Annotated in this window: 12 protein-coding genes; 3 read left to right on the top strand and 9 right to left on the bottom strand. The window is 71.2% G+C overall.

All coding sequences use genetic code 11. The features are described 5' to 3' along the window. Positions 1-7: 7 nt before the first annotated feature. The 6 genes from ACWD4J_RS06095 to ACWD4J_RS06070 form a co-directional block, all read right to left on the bottom strand. Positions 8-1,396 (bottom strand): aldehyde dehydrogenase family protein, encoded by a 1,389-nt coding sequence (locus ACWD4J_RS06095; protein WP_451394106.1) that lies wholly within the window; start codon positions 1,394-1,396, stop codon positions 8-10. A gap of 288 nt (positions 1,397-1,684) precedes the next feature. Beyond that, complete coding sequence (locus tag ACWD4J_RS06090) at positions 1,685-3,058, bottom strand: ABC transporter ATP-binding protein (protein ID WP_451394105.1); 1,374 nt, start codon at positions 3,056-3,058, stop codon at positions 1,685-1,687. A 245-nt stretch (positions 3,059-3,303) separates the two neighbouring features. Continuing rightward, the gene (locus ACWD4J_RS06085; protein ID WP_451394104.1) at positions 3,304-4,602 is read right to left on the bottom strand and encodes an MFS transporter; all 1,299 of its coding nucleotides are present in this window, start codon (positions 4,600-4,602) and stop codon (positions 3,304-3,306) included. A 3-nt stretch (positions 4,603-4,605) separates the two neighbouring features. Beyond that, entirely contained in the window at positions 4,606-6,024 is a 1,419-nt protein-coding gene (locus ACWD4J_RS06080) for a CitMHS family transporter (RefSeq protein WP_451394103.1), read from the bottom strand. Positions 6,025-6,148: 124 nt separating this feature from the next. Beyond that, positions 6,149-8,404 carry a molybdopterin oxidoreductase family protein gene (locus ACWD4J_RS06075; protein WP_451394102.1) on the bottom strand — a complete coding sequence of 752 codons (2,256 nt, stop codon included), beginning with the start codon at positions 8,402-8,404 and terminating at the stop codon, positions 6,149-6,151. A 192-nt stretch (positions 8,405-8,596) separates the two neighbouring features. Then, positions 8,597-9,220 carry a TetR family transcriptional regulator gene (locus ACWD4J_RS06070; RefSeq protein ID WP_451394101.1) on the bottom strand — a complete coding sequence of 208 codons (624 nt, stop codon included), beginning with the start codon at positions 9,218-9,220 and terminating at the stop codon, positions 8,597-8,599. A gap of 197 nt (positions 9,221-9,417) precedes the next feature. Between ACWD4J_RS06070 and hmgA the strand changes: the two genes are divergently transcribed. From hmgA to ACWD4J_RS06055, 3 genes are all read left to right on the top strand, one after another. Then, on the top strand, positions 9,418-10,758 hold the full coding sequence (hmgA, locus tag ACWD4J_RS06065; protein ID WP_451394100.1) for a homogentisate 1,2-dioxygenase: 1,341 nt from the start codon (positions 9,418-9,420) through the stop codon (positions 10,756-10,758). Positions 10,759-10,828: 70 nt separating this feature from the next. Further along, the gene (locus tag ACWD4J_RS06060; RefSeq protein WP_451394099.1) at positions 10,829-11,578 is read left to right on the top strand and encodes a GntR family transcriptional regulator; all 750 of its coding nucleotides are present in this window, start codon (positions 10,829-10,831) and stop codon (positions 11,576-11,578) included. A 12-nt stretch (positions 11,579-11,590) separates the two neighbouring features. Further along, entirely contained in the window at positions 11,591-12,820 is a 1,230-nt protein-coding gene (locus tag ACWD4J_RS06055; protein WP_451394098.1) for a type ISP restriction/modification enzyme, read from the top strand. Positions 12,821-12,929: 109 nt separating this feature from the next. Here ACWD4J_RS06055 and ACWD4J_RS06050 read toward each other — a convergent pair whose 3' ends face one another. From ACWD4J_RS06050 to ACWD4J_RS06040, 3 genes are all read right to left on the bottom strand, one after another. Then, positions 12,930-14,660 (bottom strand): amidohydrolase, encoded by a 1,731-nt coding sequence (locus tag ACWD4J_RS06050; RefSeq protein ID WP_451394097.1) that lies wholly within the window; start codon positions 14,658-14,660, stop codon positions 12,930-12,932. Between the two features lie 307 nt (positions 14,661-14,967). Further along, positions 14,968-15,240, bottom strand: a complete 273-nt coding sequence (locus tag ACWD4J_RS06045; RefSeq protein WP_451394096.1) for a hypothetical protein — start codon at positions 15,238-15,240, stop codon at positions 14,968-14,970. Between the two features lie 128 nt (positions 15,241-15,368). Continuing rightward, positions 15,369-15,791 carry an anti-sigma factor gene (locus ACWD4J_RS06040; RefSeq protein ID WP_451394095.1) on the bottom strand — a complete coding sequence of 141 codons (423 nt, stop codon included), beginning with the start codon at positions 15,789-15,791 and terminating at the stop codon, positions 15,369-15,371. Positions 15,792-15,896: the final 105 nt, after the last annotated feature.

The following is a 15,896-nucleotide window of genomic DNA, read 5'->3' as shown; positions in this document are numbered from 1 at the left end:
TTGGAACTCAGAACTGAAGGGACTTGGTCTGGAGGTACTCGGCCAGGCCGTGCGTACCGAACTCACGCCCGACGCCCGACTGCTTGTATCCCCCGAAGGGTGCAAGCGGGTTGAAGCGGCCGCCGTTGATGTCGACCTGCCCGGTGTCCATACGCCGGGCGAAGGCCACCGCCTCCGCGTCGTCGCCCGCCCAGACGGCGCCCGCGAGGCCGTACACGGTGCCGTTGGCGATACGCAGCGCGTCGTCCGCGTCCTCGTACTTCAGGATCGACAGGACCGGGCCGAAGATCTCCTCCTGCGCGATGGTCATGTCAGGGGTGACGTCGGCGAACACGGTCGGACGGACGAAGTAGCCCTGCTCGCGGGGGGCTTCGGAGCCGCCCGCGACGAGCCGCGCGCCCTCCGCGACGCCCTTGTCGATATAGCCGCGCACGCGGTCGTGCTGCTTGGCGTTGACCAAGGGGCCGATGCGGTCGCCGTACTTGGCGGCGGCCTCCGCGGCGAGCTGCACCGCCTCGTCGTACTGGTCGCGGTGGACGAGCATGCGGGTCCAGGCGCTGCAGGTCTGGCCGGAGTTGGACATGACGTTGGCGACGCCGACGCCGACCGCCTTGGCGAGGTCGGCGCTGGGCAGGATGACGTTGGCCGACTTGCCGCCGAGCTCCAGCGCGACACGTTTGACGGCCGCCCCGGCCACCGCGCCGATCTGCCTGCCGACGGCGGTGGACCCCGTGAAGGACACCAGGTCGACGCCCTCGTGCTCGGCGAGCGCCTGGCCCGCGACCGGACCGATCCCCGTGACCAGGTTGAACACGCCCGCGGGCACACCCGCTTCATCCACCGCCTCGGCGAAGAGCTGCGCGGTCAGCGGGGTGTCCTCGGCGGGCTTGAGAACGACGGTGCAGCCTGCCGCGAGGGCGGGTGCCACCTTGGCGACGATCTGGTGCAGCGGGTAGTTCCAGGGGGTGATCGCGCCGACGACTCCCACCGGTTCCAGGTAGACGGTGGAGTTGCCGGCCTTCTCCTCGAAGTCGTACGACGCGGCCAGCTCGGCGTACGACCCGGCGACCGTGATCGGCAGGGCCGTGTGGACCTTCTGCGAGAACGGCAGCGGCGAGCCGAGCTCGGCGGTGACGGTCTCGGCGATCTCGTCCTTGCGGGCCACGAGGGCGGCGCGCAGTGCGGCGATACGGGCGGCGCGTTCGGCGGGCGGGGTCGCGGCCCAGGCGGGGAGCGCGGCGCGAGCGGCGCGCACCGCGGCGTCCACGTCCTCGGCCGTGCCGGCCGGGACGTGGGCGATGACCTGCTCGTCGACGGGGTTCACGACCGGGATCGTGCCGGGGCCTGCGGCGGGCCGCCATGCTCCGTCGATGTACAGGGCGTCGTGGGCCTTCATCTGCGTTCCTCCCGGGCCGCCGTTCGTCGTCCGGCGCCTAAACTAGCGCCGTTAGTTTTTCGGCGCCAGGGGGCTCAGGCCGTACGCGATGACACTGTACGTCGTGGGTTGTGCCCACCCTCCCCCATTGCCTTGAGGGCATGGGAGGTACCCCCATCGCCTGGGGGCACCTCCCAGCGGTAGCTGGGGGAGGAACGCCTGCCCACAACGGTGGGGGCGGCGGACCCGCCACCGGCCGGAGGCGCCCCCGTCGCCCCCCCAGACAAAGCCGCGCAGCGCGCACCCCGTTCAGACATCCAGCCCCGGCAACACAGAAGGCGCCGGACAGATCCGCCGCCCCTCCACGTCGAAGACGTACAGATGCGCGAGATCGACGAGCAACGGCACCTGCGCCCCCCGGCGCAGCTGGACATCCGGACTCGTGCGCACGACCAGGTCACCCGTACCGGCGGGAGGTCCGCCGGCGGCCCCCTGCGGCTCGCGGGCAAAGGGCTCCGGCTCGTCCACGGCCACCACCGGCCCCATCACGCGGTCCGACGCAGAGCCGGTCGCCCGGGAAATCGCCGGCTCCATCCACCGGCTCAGCACCCCGACCCCGGGCGCCCTGCGCCGCCGCCGCGGGGCGGACGCGGGCCGGGGCGCCTCGAGGTCGGCCACCACGGCGGGCCGGGAACCGGTGTTGAAGTGGACCAGCGCCTCATGACCCTGGTACTCCATGTGCTCGACGAGCCCGCTGATGGGCACCTCACCGGGCCGCGCCTCGGCAGGGGTCGCGATCCGCACCGCCTCGGAGCGCAGACCGACGACGATCCGCCGCCCCTGCTGGATCCGCAGCAACTGGTGGTCGGCGCTGAGCGGTTCGGGCAGCGGCAGCCGCTGCCGCCGCAGGTCGATCGACATACGGCCGTCGAGCGGTGCGTGAACCGTGGCCTCGAGCAGATTGATGCGCGGAGTGCCGATGAACGCCGCCACGAAGATGTTCTCGGGGACGGCGTAGACGTCGCGCGGCGTGCTCACCTGCTGCAGGACACCGCCTCGCATGATCGCGACGCGGTCGCCGAGCGACATGGCTTCGGCCTGGTCGTGCGTCACATAGACCGTGGTGACGCCCAACTCCCTGGTGAGCCGGGCGATTTCGGCCCGCAGATGGTTGCGGAGCTTGGCGTCGAGGTTGGACAGGGGCTCGTCCATCAGGAAGCACGAGGGCCGCCGGCTGACGGCCCGGCCCATCGCGACCCGCTGCCGTTCGCCGCCGGAGAGCTGGCTGGGGTAGCGGTCGAGAATGTCTTCGATGCCCAGCATGCGCGCGGTCGCCTCGACGCGCGGACGGGGATCCGCGCTCGAGTTCTCCATGCGCAGCGGGAAGCCGATGTTGTCACGGTTCGTCATGCCCGGATACAGGGCGAAGTTCTGGAAGACCATGGCCATGTCACGTTCGCCGGGCGCCACGTCGTCGACGGGTTCGCCGTCCAGCAGCAGTTCGCCCTCGGTGATCTCCTCGAGGCCGGCGATCATGCGCAGTACGGTCGACTTTCCGCAGCCCGAGGGTCCGAGTAGGACCAGGAACTCCCCCGGCGAGATGTCGAGCGTGAAACGGTCGACGGCCCGTACGTTGCGGCCGTACGTCTTTGTAACGTTGCGAAGTGATATGGCGCGAGTCATCGGGTCCCGCCCAGGTATTCGAGATGCGGCTGCGACTTAAGTGCTTGGGTACCCCACGAGTGAACGTGTGGTGCCGGAACGTTAGCCGGTTACTCACCGAGAGGGAACGACTGCGGCACGAACAGGCCCATGAGCAGGCCGCAGTTGGGGACAGAACACCCAACACGAGCAACGCCGACCGCGAGCAAGGGCCGGGGGTCGCCCCTGGCGCCCCCTCGCCCGCGCGCCACTCACCACATGCGCACTCACCGAGTCCGGCTCGTGGCCCCCTCGGCCGGCTCACCGTGCGGCGCCGACCGGACGTCCGCAGGGGCCGGGCCTCCTTTCCGCAGCCCCAGCCCGGACGCCACCACCAGCAGCGCACCGAGCATCACGAACGGCGCCGCCGTCCCGGCGACTCCCGCGACAAGGCCGGCGGCCGCGGGCGCGGCGACCTGGCCGAGCCGGTTGCCGGTGAGCCGCAGGGCGAGGGCGGTCGAGCGGGCGTCATCGGGGGCGGCCTGGACAACCGTCGTCATGGACAGCGGCTGCCCGACGCCGAGGCAGAAGCCGAGCACGGCGAGCATGACGGCGAGCGCCCAGACCTGCACGGGCAACGCCATGCCCGCGCACATCAGGCCACCGACCAGACATGTCACGGCGAGCAGCATGGCCCGGCCGAGCAGCCGCAGCATGGGGGGCAGTACCAGACGGCACGCGATCGTCGCCGCGGCACGCAGGCTGAGCAGCAGGCCGATCACGGACGGCGCGATGCCCCGGTGTTCGCCGACGACGGGCAGATACGCGGTGAGGATGTCGGTCGCCGAGAGCACGGCGAGGCTGATGAAGATGCCTGCGGGCACACCGCGCGTGCGCAGGATGCGGTGCACGGGAACGCGCCGGCCCTCAGCCTTGCGCGAGCCCGGCGGCGTACGCCGCTCGATACGCCACAACGAGGTGAGCGACACCGCGGCCACCACGGCCGCGACGACCAGCGCGAGGGCGCTGGTGTGCGCCATCGCGCCCCCATGCCCGGAGGCCACGCCGCCGTGTCCGGAGGCCGCACCGTCCTGGCCGGACACCACATATCCGGCGGCGATGGGCCCGACGAGCTGGCCGAGCGAGGCGCCGATGGTGAAGTGCCCGAAATTGCGGTCCTGTTCGGCTGGGGCGGACTGCCTCGCGACGATCGACTGGGCGCCGATGACGAAGCAGAGATGGCCGAGACCCATCACGCCGCTCCAGGCCGCCATGGCGAGCAGCGAGCCCGCCGCACCGCTGAGCGCGCAGCCGCCGGCGATCAGGACGACACCGACGGGCAGCAGGGGCGCGCACCGGCCGTGGTCGGTCCTGCGCCCGAGCGGTACGGCGGCGAACAGCGGAAGGAGCGCGTACACACCGGCGATGACACCGATCGCGCGTTCGTCCGCGCCCAGCGCAAGGGCCCGGTAGGAGACGGCGGGCCGCGCCATCGACACCGCCCCCTGCGCGAAGGCGAAGGCGATGACGAGGCGGAGCAGCCAGCCGCGGTTCCCACCGGACCTGCGTATATCAGTGACGGGCATGGATCAGATGATGCCGAACAGGATTCCGGCGCCGAGCACCACCAGCGAGGTGAGAGCGGCCCACTTCACCACGAAGCGGGTGTGGTCGCCGAATTCGACCTTGGCCATGCCGACGAGGACGTACACGGCGGGCACCAGCGGGCTCGACATGTGCAGCGGCTGGCCGACGAGCGAGGCCCGCGCGATCTCCAGCGAGGTGACGCCGTGGGCGGCGCCGGCCTCCGCGAGGACGGGCAGCACACCGAAGTAGAAGCCGTCGTTGGACATGAAGTACGTGAGCGGCAGGCTCAGAATGCCGGTGACGAGCGCCATGTGCGGGCCCATCGCGTCCGGGATGACGCCGACGAGCCACTTGGCCATGTGGTCGACCATGCCGGTGCCCTGGAGGACGCCGGTGAAGACGGCGGCGGCGAATACCATGCCGGCGACGTTGAGGACGTTGTCGGCGTGGGCGGCGATCCGGGCCTTCTGGTCCTTCATGTGCGGGAAGTTGACGGTGAGGGCGAGGGCGGCGCCGAGCATGAACAGCACCGGGATCGGCAGCCACTCCATGATCATGGCGGTGAGCAGCACCACGGTCAGCGCCGCGTTGAACCAGTACAGCTTCGGGCGCAGCGTCGCACGGTCCGGGTCGAGGCCCTGGAACCCGTCGTCGTCGGCGTCTGCCGTAGCGTCCGCGTCGGTGCCCGAGCCCGCACCGCCGGTGGTCTTGCCGGCAGTCGCCTTCCCGTCGCCCGAGCCGCCCGCACCGGCGGCGACGAGCACCGTCTCCGACTGCTCCTCCTCCAGCACCTCGTCGAGCGTGAGAACGCCGAGCCGCTTGCGCTCGCGCAGACCGAGGACGTACGCGAGGACGAGCACGAAGAGCAGGCCGACCGCGAGCGCCGGGATCATCGGGACGAAGATGTCGCCCGCGTCGAGCTTGAGCGCGGTGGCGGCGCGGGCCGTCGGGCCACCCCACGGCAGGGTGTTCATGACGCCGTTGGCGGTGGCGGCGACACCGGTCATCACGACCAGGCTCATCTTCAGGCGCTTGTACAGCGGGTACATGGCCGAGACGGTGATCATGAAGGTGGTCGAGCCGTCGCCGTCGAGCGAGACGATCGCCGCGAGCACGGCCGTACCGATGACGATGCGCAGGGGGTCCGCCTTGCAGAAGCGGAGGATGCCCCGGACGATCGGGTCGAAGAGGCCGACGTCGATCATCACGCCGAAGTAGACGATGGCGAACATCAGCATCGCGGCGGTGGGCGCGAGGTTGCCCACCCCTTCGATGACGTAGTCGCCGAGCTTCGCTCCCTTTCCGACGAACACACAGAACAGTGCGGGGATCAGAACCAGCGCCGCTATCGGCGACGTCTTCTTCATCATGATCAGGACCAGGAAGGTCGCGATCATGGCGAAGCCGAGAATGGTCAGCATGAGTGGGACACCTAACGTTCGCCCTTGAACACCCCGCGGGGGGCCGGGGGTGGCACGACGTTAGGTCGGGCAACTTCGCATTAACAAGACTTTGACATGCGAGCAATAAGCGCAAAATTCCAGGTCAGGCGGTTGGTGTGACACCGACGGGGATTCCGTTGAGCACGGCGTTGCCGGACAGCGGGTCCAGTCGGGTGCCGTCGAGGAGCTGGTTGACGTTGACGCCGGGGTCGGTCGCGGCGGCCCGCAGCCGGGTGCCGGGGCGGTCGTGGCCCCAGCCGTGCGGAAGGCTGACGACGCCGGGGCGCACCGCGTCGGTGATCTCCACGGGAGCGGTCACCTCTCCCCCGGCGCCCTTGACGCGCGCGTGCGCACCATCGGCGAGGCCGAGCCGCGCCGCGTCGTCGGGGTGGACGTGCAGGGTGCAGCGGTTGGAACCGCCGGTGAGGGCAGGGACGTTGTGCAGCCAGCTGTTGTTGGAGCGCAGATGGCGCCGGCCGACGAGGACGAGCTCCGCGGGGCGCTCGGCGAGGCTCTTCCTCAGCCGGAGCAGGTCGTCGGCGATCGGCGCAGGCAGCAGTTCGATACGGCCGCTGCGGGTCTTGAGCGGCCCCGGGAGGCGCGGCTGGAGCGGCCCGAGGTCGATGCCGTGCGGATGGGCGAGCAGCCGGTCCAGCGTGAGTCCGCCGGGGTCGGCGCCGAACCCTTCGCCGTACGGGCCGAGGCGCAGCATCATGTCCAGCCGCCGCTCGGGGCCGTTCTCGCCGGTGAGCTGTGCGGCGAGTTCCTTCGGGTCGCGGCCGTGGACCGGCGAGTGCGGCTCGGTGACGGCCGTGCCGAGGGTCCGGTCGATGACCATGGTGTCGACGGCGCCCGGTTCCGCACCGTGCATGCCCCCGGCCGCGAGCACCAGCCGGGCGTGAATCTCCGTCTCGGCCATCCGGCCGGGTGCGAGCGGTACGGCGGGCCGGGTGTAGCGGACCTGGTTGTGCACGGCGAACGCGTTGAACGCGAAGTCGTGGTGCGCGCTCTGCGCGGGCGGCGGCGGGGGCAGTACGACGTGCGCGTGCCGGGAGGTCTCGTTCAGATACGGGTCGACGCTGACCATGAAGTCGAGGGATGCGAGGGCCTTGTCGAGGCGGTCGCCGTCGGGCGCGGAGAGGACGGGATTGGCGGCGATGGCGACGACGGCGCGGACCGGGCCGCCGTCCGCCTCTCCGGAACCGCCCGGCGTGTCGATCTCCTCCGCCAGTGCCGCGAGCGGCAGCTCTCCCTTGGCCTCGGGGTACCCGCTCACCCGGCTGCGCCAGCGGCCGAGCGCGAACCCCCTGCCGGGGCCGGCGGGGCGCGGTGCCCGGTCGGTGGCGGCGAGCGGGAAGAGGGCACCGCCGGGCCGGTCCAGGTTGCCGGTGAGGATGTTCAGGACGTCGACCAGCCAGCTGCCGAGGGTCCCGAAGGCGACGGTGCAGGTGCCGATGCGGCCGTAGACGGCGGCGGCCCTGGCGGCGGCGAGTTCGCGGGCCATGGCACGGATGTCCTCGGCGGGCACGTCGCAGGCGGCGGCGACGGCGTCGGGGGTGAACTCCCGTACGACATCGGCGACTTCCTCGACGCCCTGCACGTGGTCCGCAAGCGCGCCGAGATCGGCCAGGCGCTCCTCGAAGAGGACGTGCACCATGGCCGCCAGCAGCAGGGCGTCCGTGCCGGGCCGGATGGGGACGTGCCGGTCGGCGAGCCTCGCGGTGCGCGTGCGCCGCGGGTCGATCACCGTGAGCGTGCCGCCTCGCGCGCGCAGCGCCTTGAGCCTGCCCGGGAAGTCTGGTGCGGTGCACAGGCTGCCGTTGGACTCGAAGGGGTTGGCGCCGATGAGCAGCAGATGGTCGGTGCGATCCAGATCGGGCACGGGTATCGCGAGCGCGTCGCCGTACAGCAGTCCGCTGGAGACGTGCTTGGGCATCTGGTCGACGGTGCTGGCCGTGAAGATGTTGCGGGTGCCGATCGCGCCGATCAGCACCTGCGGGTAGAGGCCGCCGGCCATGGTGTGCACGTTGGGATTGCCGAGGACGACGGCCACGCTGTTCGGCCCGTGTGTCTCGATGAGCGGCCGCAGCCCGGCGGCGACGGCGTCGAACGCCTCCTCCCAGCTCGCCTCCTGAAGCCTGCCGTCCTTGCGTACGAGCGGCGTGCGCAGCCGGTCGGGGTCGCCGTCGACCGCCCCGAAGGAGGCGCCCTTGGGACAGACGAACCCCCGGCTGAAGACGTCGTCCCGGTCGCCGCGGGCCCCGGTCACCCGCTCGCCGTCGGGGGTCTCCTCGACGGTGAGGACGAGACCGCAGGTCGCTTCGCAGAGCGGGCAGATGCGCAGGGCGGTACGGGACACGAGTCCTCCCCGGGGCGGCGGCGGTGGCGCGCGGGATCGGTGGCACACGAGCGGCGATCTGCGGGGTGGGTGCGGACGCCGCGGGCAGAGGCGAGCATACCGACCGGTATGCACGGAAGGCGATGCCTGGCCGTGAACAAATCCGGAAACGGGGCGCGAACAGCGCCGCACCTGGGGCGGGGGCCGCCGGAGTCAGTCGAAGGTCCGCGCCAGATAGGCCCGCAGCAGTTCCCGCGTCTCCTCGATGACCCGTTCGTCGCCGCGTCCCGGCGGGCCCAGCCGGAAGGCGAGCTGGACCAGGGCGTCGGCCGACTCGACGGCCACCAGGAAGGTGCGACGCAGAGCCTCGTCCGGGGCGCGGCCCAGATGCGCGGCGAGCAGGTCCGCGAGGCGGTCGGCGACGAGGTGGTTGGGTTCGCCGCCCCGCGTGCCGACCGGGATCTGATTGCCGAAGTCGACGAGCGAGAAGCCAGGGGTGGTCCGCTTCATGGCGAGGTACTCGTCGAGTACGGCGTCCATGGCCGAGCGCCAGTCGCCTGCGGGGATGGCCGTCAGCCGCTCGGTGATCCGCTCCGCGTAGTGCTCCAGGTTCCGCTGGGCCAGCGCGTCGGCCATGGCGCGCTTGTTGGAGAAGAAGCGGTAGACGGAGCCGATGGGCACGCCCGCGCGTTCCGCCACCGCGCGCGTACTCAGGTCGTCGTAGCCGACCTCGTCGAGCAGCTCGGCGCAGGCGTCGAGGATCCGGGTCAGCCGCTCGGCACTGCGCCGCTGAACAGGTGCACGACGAAGCGAGGTGGGAAGAGACACGGGCTTCATGATGCCCTTTCCGTACGGGTTTTCGTGCCCCTACGACGAACTCTGCCCGCCCGAGGACACCTGCCCGCGCCACGCCGACGGCTCTTGCGCGGCACCTCGCCCAATCCTATGGTCAAGCATAGAAATCAACAGATCCTGACAGCGTACGCAGAACCAAGCCCACCGACCGCATGGGCGGGCGGGCCGAGGGAGCCGAGATGAGCGGGGACGACGCCAGGAAGACCGCCGAGGGCCTGACCTGTCTCTCGGGCTTCGGCAACGAGCACAGCTCGGAGGCCGTGCCGGGCGCGCTGCCGCTCGGCCGCAACGCACCGCAGCGCGCTCCGCTCGGGCTGTACGCGGAACAGCTGAGCGGCAGCGCGTTCACCGAGCCGCGGGCGCACAACCGCCGCTCATGGCTGTACCGCATCCGCCCGTCGGCCGCGCACCCCGCCTTCGTACGCGTCGGCAACGGCTCCATCCGCACGGCACCGTTCACGGAGACGGTCCCCGACCCCAACCGGCTGCGCTGGGACCCGCTGCCGGAGCCGCCCACCGGCACGGACTTCGTCGCGGGCCTGTGGACGCTCGGTGGCAACGGCGACGCCACCCAGCGCACGGGCATGGCCGTGCATCTCTACCGCGCCGACTCCTCCATGCGCCGGGTGTTCAGCGACGCCGACGGCGAGCTGCTGATCGTCCCGGAGCGCGGCGGGCTGCTGCTGCGCACCGAGTTCGGCCTGCTGGGCGCCGAGCCGGGCGAGGTGGCGCTGATCCCGCGCGGGGTGCGCTTCCGCGTGGAACTCCTCGACGACTCCGCCCGCGGTTATGTCTGCGAGAACTACGGAGCGCCCTTCCGCCTCCCCGACCTCGGCCCGATCGGCGCCAACGGTCTCGCGAACCCGAGGGACTTCCGCGCGCCGACCGCCGCGTACGAGGACGTCGAGGGCCCGGTGGAGGTGGTGAACAAGTTCTGCGGGAACCTCTGGTCGGCCACGTACGACCACTCGCCGCTGGATGTCGTCGCCTGGCACGGCAACCATGTGCCGTACATCTACGACCTGCGACTGTTTAATGTCCTCGGCACCATCAGCTACGACCACCCGGACCCGTCGATCTTCACGGTGCTCACATCGCCGTCGGACACCCCGGGCCTCGCCGGCGTCGACTTCGTGGTCTTCGCACCGCGCTGGCTGGTGGGCGAGGACACCTTCCGGCCGCCGTACTTCCACCGCAATGTGATGAGCGAGTACATGGGCCTGATCGAGGGCGCGTACGACGCCAAGACCTCAGGTCCGGGCGGCTTCGTGCCGGGCGGCGGCTCGCTGCACAACATGATGTCGGCGCACGGCCCCGACCGTGAGACGTTCGAGCGGGCGAGCGCGGCCGAGCTCGAGCCGCAGAAGATCGACGACGGTCTTGCGTTCATGTTCGAGACGCGCTGGCCGGTGACGCTCACCGCACAGGCGGCGGAGGCGGACCACCTGCAGCACCGTTACGACGACGTGTGGCAGGGTCTCGAGCGGCATTTCACCGAGGGCAGCCCACCAACCCTTTGAATCGCCGACGAAGGGTAGAGCTGGATAGAGCCCCTTACAGAGCCCTTCAGGAACCGATGTCGGAGATACCGTGACCGCTTTTGCCCCGGACTCGATCGTCCTGAACCGCAAACTTCCGTTGTGGTACCAGGTGTCGCAGTCGCTAAGGGCATCAATACTGGGCCGGACAGAGGACGCCCCGCTCCGCCTCCCCACCGAGGAGCAGCTCGCCGGTCACTACGGCGTGAGCGTGCTGACCATGCGCCAGGCGCTCAAGGAGCTCGAGGACGAGGGCCTGATCAGCAGGCACCGGCGGCGCGGCACCTTCATAGAGCCGACGGCGCAGCGCGCCGCGCCCGTACGGCTGCTGGGCTCCGTGGACGCGATCGTCGCCCAGCAGTCGGGCATGACCACCCGGCTCCTCGGCCACGGCGCCGCACCGGTCCCGCCTGACCTCGCCGAACACTTCCCGGGCGGCGCGGACGTGATGACGTACCACCGCCTGCGCAGCGACGAGCAGACGGGCGAGCCCACCAACCACGCGCGCAACTACGTACGTCCCGACATCGCCGCACGCGTCGACCCCGCCGATCTGGAGCGCTGGCCGATGACGAAGATCCTCCGCGACGTGGTGAGCGTCCGGATCAGCCGGATCACCGACACCGTGGAGGCCCGCCTGGCGGACCCGGAGACCGCCCGGCTGCTCCAGGTGCCGCTGCTCAGCCCGATCCTGCACTACACGGGCATCAGCTACGACGAGCACGGCCGCGCCCTGGACGTGGCCCGCATCCACTACCGGGGCGACCGGTTCTCCTTCACGGTCACCCTCGACGCCGACTGACCACGACGTACGATGCCGAGCGTGACGCACGACGACGCTCCGCTGCTCGCGGACCTCATGCCGTGGTCCGTCGCCCCCCTGCGGCTGGGCCGCGCCTGGCCCATGGCGCCGGACGCCCCGTCCCTGAAGGCCCGTTGGAACACCTTCGTACGGGCCGAGGGAGCCGCCCGCGAGGCGCTGCTGGAGCCGACGCGGGCCCGCACCCTGGGCACCGCCGTGGCGCAGCTGCCCGGACACCCGGGCGGCACCGGGCGGCTGGCCCGCGAGGAGGGGCCCTGCTCCGAGCCGGTACGCGTCCTGCACGGCCCGTTCGACGAGCAGTGGCTCATACCGGACCACAGGCTGATCGACTCGGCGCGCCCGGAGCTGTGGCGGGTCGCCGACGACCACCAGCTGTTCGCCGTCGAACAGGGGCATGTCCCGGACGCCTCCGGGCCCGCGCTGCTGGCCACGGCTCTGCTGCCCGACGGCCGCTCCCCCGCAGGCCGCCCCGGCCGCATCCGTCCGCTGTACCGCCGTCCCAGAGGGCTCGAACCGAACCTCGCGCCGGGCCTGCTCGACCATCTCGCGCGCCGCCTCGGCAACCGTCCCGAACCGGCCGACGTCCTGGCCTGGACGCTGGCCGTCGCACAACCGGCCCCTTCAGGATGCCGGGTCCCGCTGACCGCCGACCCCGGCGTCTGGGCGCACGGCACCGGCCTCGGCCACCGCATGCTGTGGCTGATGCTGCGCGGCGCCATCAAGGACGGCCGTGTCGCACACGGCACCGGCGAGCGGCCCAAACTCCCCGGCGGCCGCCGCCCCTACGTCCGCGCCCCGCTTCCCGCCCGACCCGCCGAGCTGCTCTACGACCGCGACGAGGAGGCCCTGCACATCGGCGAGGGCCGCATCGCCCCCGTACCTGCCGAGGCCTGGGACTTCCACGTCAGCGGCGCGCGCGTCCTGGAGCTGTGGTTCGGGCGGAGGGCCGCACAGCCCGAACCGGGCACGCTGGAGGCGATCCGGCCCACCGCATGGCCCCAGTCCTGGACGTCGGAGCTCCTCGAACTCATCACCGTGCTCGCGCTCCTCGCCGAACTCCGGCCCCAGCAGGCCGAACTGGCCGACGCGCTGGACTCGTCCATCACGTCGGCCGAGCTGCACCGCTCAGGCGTACTCCCCGTGCCCGCCACGGCCCGGCAGCCCGCATCGGTACTGGACCATCTCGAGGAGGGCCCGGAGGGGCAGTTCGCGCTGCTCTGACCCTTCCCGTGCCGCCCGCCGCCCGCCGCCATGCGCCGGGCGCGCCTCGCACGCCTCAAGCAGTGGGCGAGGGCGGTGGGCAGCCCCCTCGTACGGCCCTCTCGTACGGCTACTTCTGAGCGGCCAGCTCCGGGCCGAGCGAGGCGAACTTCTCCTGGGACACGACCCGCTTGGGCGGCCACGTGATGTTCTCCGGCGGCCACGACTGGCCGGTCTTGCTCAGGAACCACGCCGGCGGCTCGTACATCGGCGGTTCGTAGCCGTCGGGCAGGGCCGTCTTCCACTCGACGCCCTTGGTGCGCTCCGCGAACTCGTCCTTGATCGCCTTCAGCCGCTCCGGCTGGGTGATGAGGTCGACGGCGGTCGCGGCCAGGTACTGGGCGGCGGCGAGCACGGCGGCCTGGCCGGGCGCGGCGGCCGCGCATGCGGCGGTGGACCACGTGTGCATCTTGGTACCGATCGGGGCGAGGGCGGCGCCCATCGACACGGTCGGCACGTTCCAGCTGATGTCGGCGACGTCCGTCGAACCGCCACCCAGGAAGACGGGGTTGGGTGGTGTCAGGTCGGCGATCGTGTCGTGCATGCCCTTCGTCGCCAGGCCCAGCGACTCCTGCAGCTCCTTGGCCAGCTGGTGTGCCTCGTCGCTGAACTCCGGCGGTCCGATCTGGCGCATGTTCTCGTGGAGCAGCTCCGCGAAGGACTTGGACGGCAGCTGGTTCCAGCAGGAGGAGGTGATGCGGTGCTGCACCCTGGTCTGGCTCGCCTTGGCCGCCGCCTCGGAGACGGCGATCACCTTGTCGAGGAGCACCTGCACGCGGGCGGGGCTGCCTTCGCGCACGTAGTACGAGATCTCGGCTATCTCGGGGGTGACGTTCGGTATGTCGCCGCCGTTGTTGATCACCCAGTGGAGCCGGCCCGAGGGGGCGAGGTTCTCCTCGCGGAGGAACTCGGACATGGTCGCCATCATCACGGCCGCGTCGAGCGCGCTCTTGTTGCCGAGCGGGGTGCCGCCGTGGCCGGCCACACCGAGGAAGGTGAAGGTCACGGCGGTCATGGCGTTGCTGGTGCCCCAGCCGGTGGCGTTGGCGGTCGACGGGTGCCAGTCGAGGAAGGCGTCGAGGCCGTCGTACACGCCCTTGCTGACCGCGTACGTCTTGCCGATCAGCGCCTCCTCGGCGGTGGAGCCGAAGAACTTCACCGTCACGGGCAGCTTGTGCTTCGCGGCCGCCTGCGCGACCGCGGCCGCTGCGGCTGCCGCCGCGGTGCCCAGTGCGCTGTGGCCGCAGCCGTGGCCGGGTCCGTAGCTGGGCGCGAAGGGGTCGTGGATGTACTCGCGCGGATCGTGGTGTCCGACGCCCTTGTTCTGCGAGAGGCCGGGCAGCGCGTCGTACTCGCCGCTGAACCCGAGGACCGGGCCGCCCTTGCCGCCCGAGTACGTGGCGGTGAACGCGGTCGGGAAGCCCGCCGTGCCGAACTCGACATCGAATCCGGCCTTCTTCAGGAACTCGGCCTCGGCGATCGAGGACTTCCACTCGCGGAGGCTGAGCTCGGCGTTCTCCCAGATCTCGGCGTTCAGCCCGGTGATACGGGCGCTGTTGGCCTTGATCCAGTCGAGCGCAGCGGACTTGGCCGGGCTGTCCTCGGCGAGGCCTTCGGGCGCCTGGTACTCGGCGGGGCTGATGTCGTCCGCGGCGGCGGCCATCGCCGGGTCGGCCTCGGCGGCCATCACGGCCGTGGTCACTCCGGCAGCTCCGAGCATCTGCATGATGCGGCGCCGGCTCAGGGCCGGGCCGCCGACGGGCTGGGCCTCGTGCTCATGATGATCGTGCAGGTCACACACGCGCGCGCCTCCGGGTGAGGTGAGTGTAATGGCCAAACGATCAGCCACCCTGGCCTCACCACATTGCTGCGTCAACAGCGCCGCATGACAAAGGTGTTACGCGCGGGAGGTCGGGGACACGTCCCGGATGGTCACGGCACTGGGGACGGTGCCGTGGGAGAGCCCGTACTCGCGCGGGCGAACACACCGGGAGCGCTGCCGCATGCCGTGGGGATGACGGACGCGGAGATCGCAGCGGAGCGCCGGAAGGTGTGTCCGCCTGAAGCGCGGAACGTATCTGCGGCCGGAAGCTGCTGACGGCGTGCTGTCAGTGGCCGCCGAACAGCGAACGCCGCAGGCGTCGCAGCGGTGCGAACAGCGAGAGACGGCGGACGCGCGCCCCCCTGCCACTGCGGTCCTGCGCGGTATTCCGTGTGGTTATCTCGCGCATCAGCGACGTCGCCTCGGCCGTCTCGCGCTGCGGGACGGCGGGGCCGCCCAGCACCGAGAGATGGCGGTCGAGACGCGCACTGGTCGCGCTGCTCCCGCACGTGATCGCAGGGACACGCGCCCTGCTGCGCGCCACTGTTATCTGCTCCATGACACTCCCCACGCGTCAACCCACCCATACGGCGGGCACCCGGCCCGGGCAGGTTAACCCTATCGCCCCGCCGGGACACCCGTGTATCCCGGTCATTGGATTCACTTCCCCCATAAGGGGGTTGGAAGTCACTCTCCGAATCCAATTGATTCCAGGGCGAGTTGGACAAGGGGGGTGCTGGTGGGCCGGGGTGAGCCGCCCGCGGGCCCGGCGGTGACGGCAAGTGAAGTCGCCGCGATGTTCAAGCCGGCGACGACTTTCGGCGTGTCGCCGTCGAGCAGGCCCAGAGAGCGGGGCGAACCGGACTTCTCCGCGGCCCACAGCTGGTGGACCAGGTCGCCAGGCGGAGCGCCCAGGCCCGTGACGGTGACCACCGCCCGGTGTTGCGACGCGGAGGCGACGACATCGATGGCGCGGCCCTGCGCGTCCTGCTGTCCGGTGGACCACGCGTCCGGCGCTGCCAGAACGTGGGCGATCTCACTCGCGGCGGCCCGCTCCCGATCGGAGCCACGCGCACGTGGCTGCTGCCATGTCGCCTCCGCCCACGGCACCTCCTGAGGTGTCGTGTACGGCGCTCAGCACCCCCGTGGTCGCTGCCGGCTGCGGATTGGCGCTGAAGGGGGCGGCAACAGCGCTCGGTTGAGCTACTTTTGTGG

Source organism: Streptomyces sp. NPDC002577 (assembly GCF_053594815.1).
The sequence above is the reverse complement of the archived record's forward strand: the minus strand, read 5'-3'. Positions and strand labels throughout refer to the sequence as shown.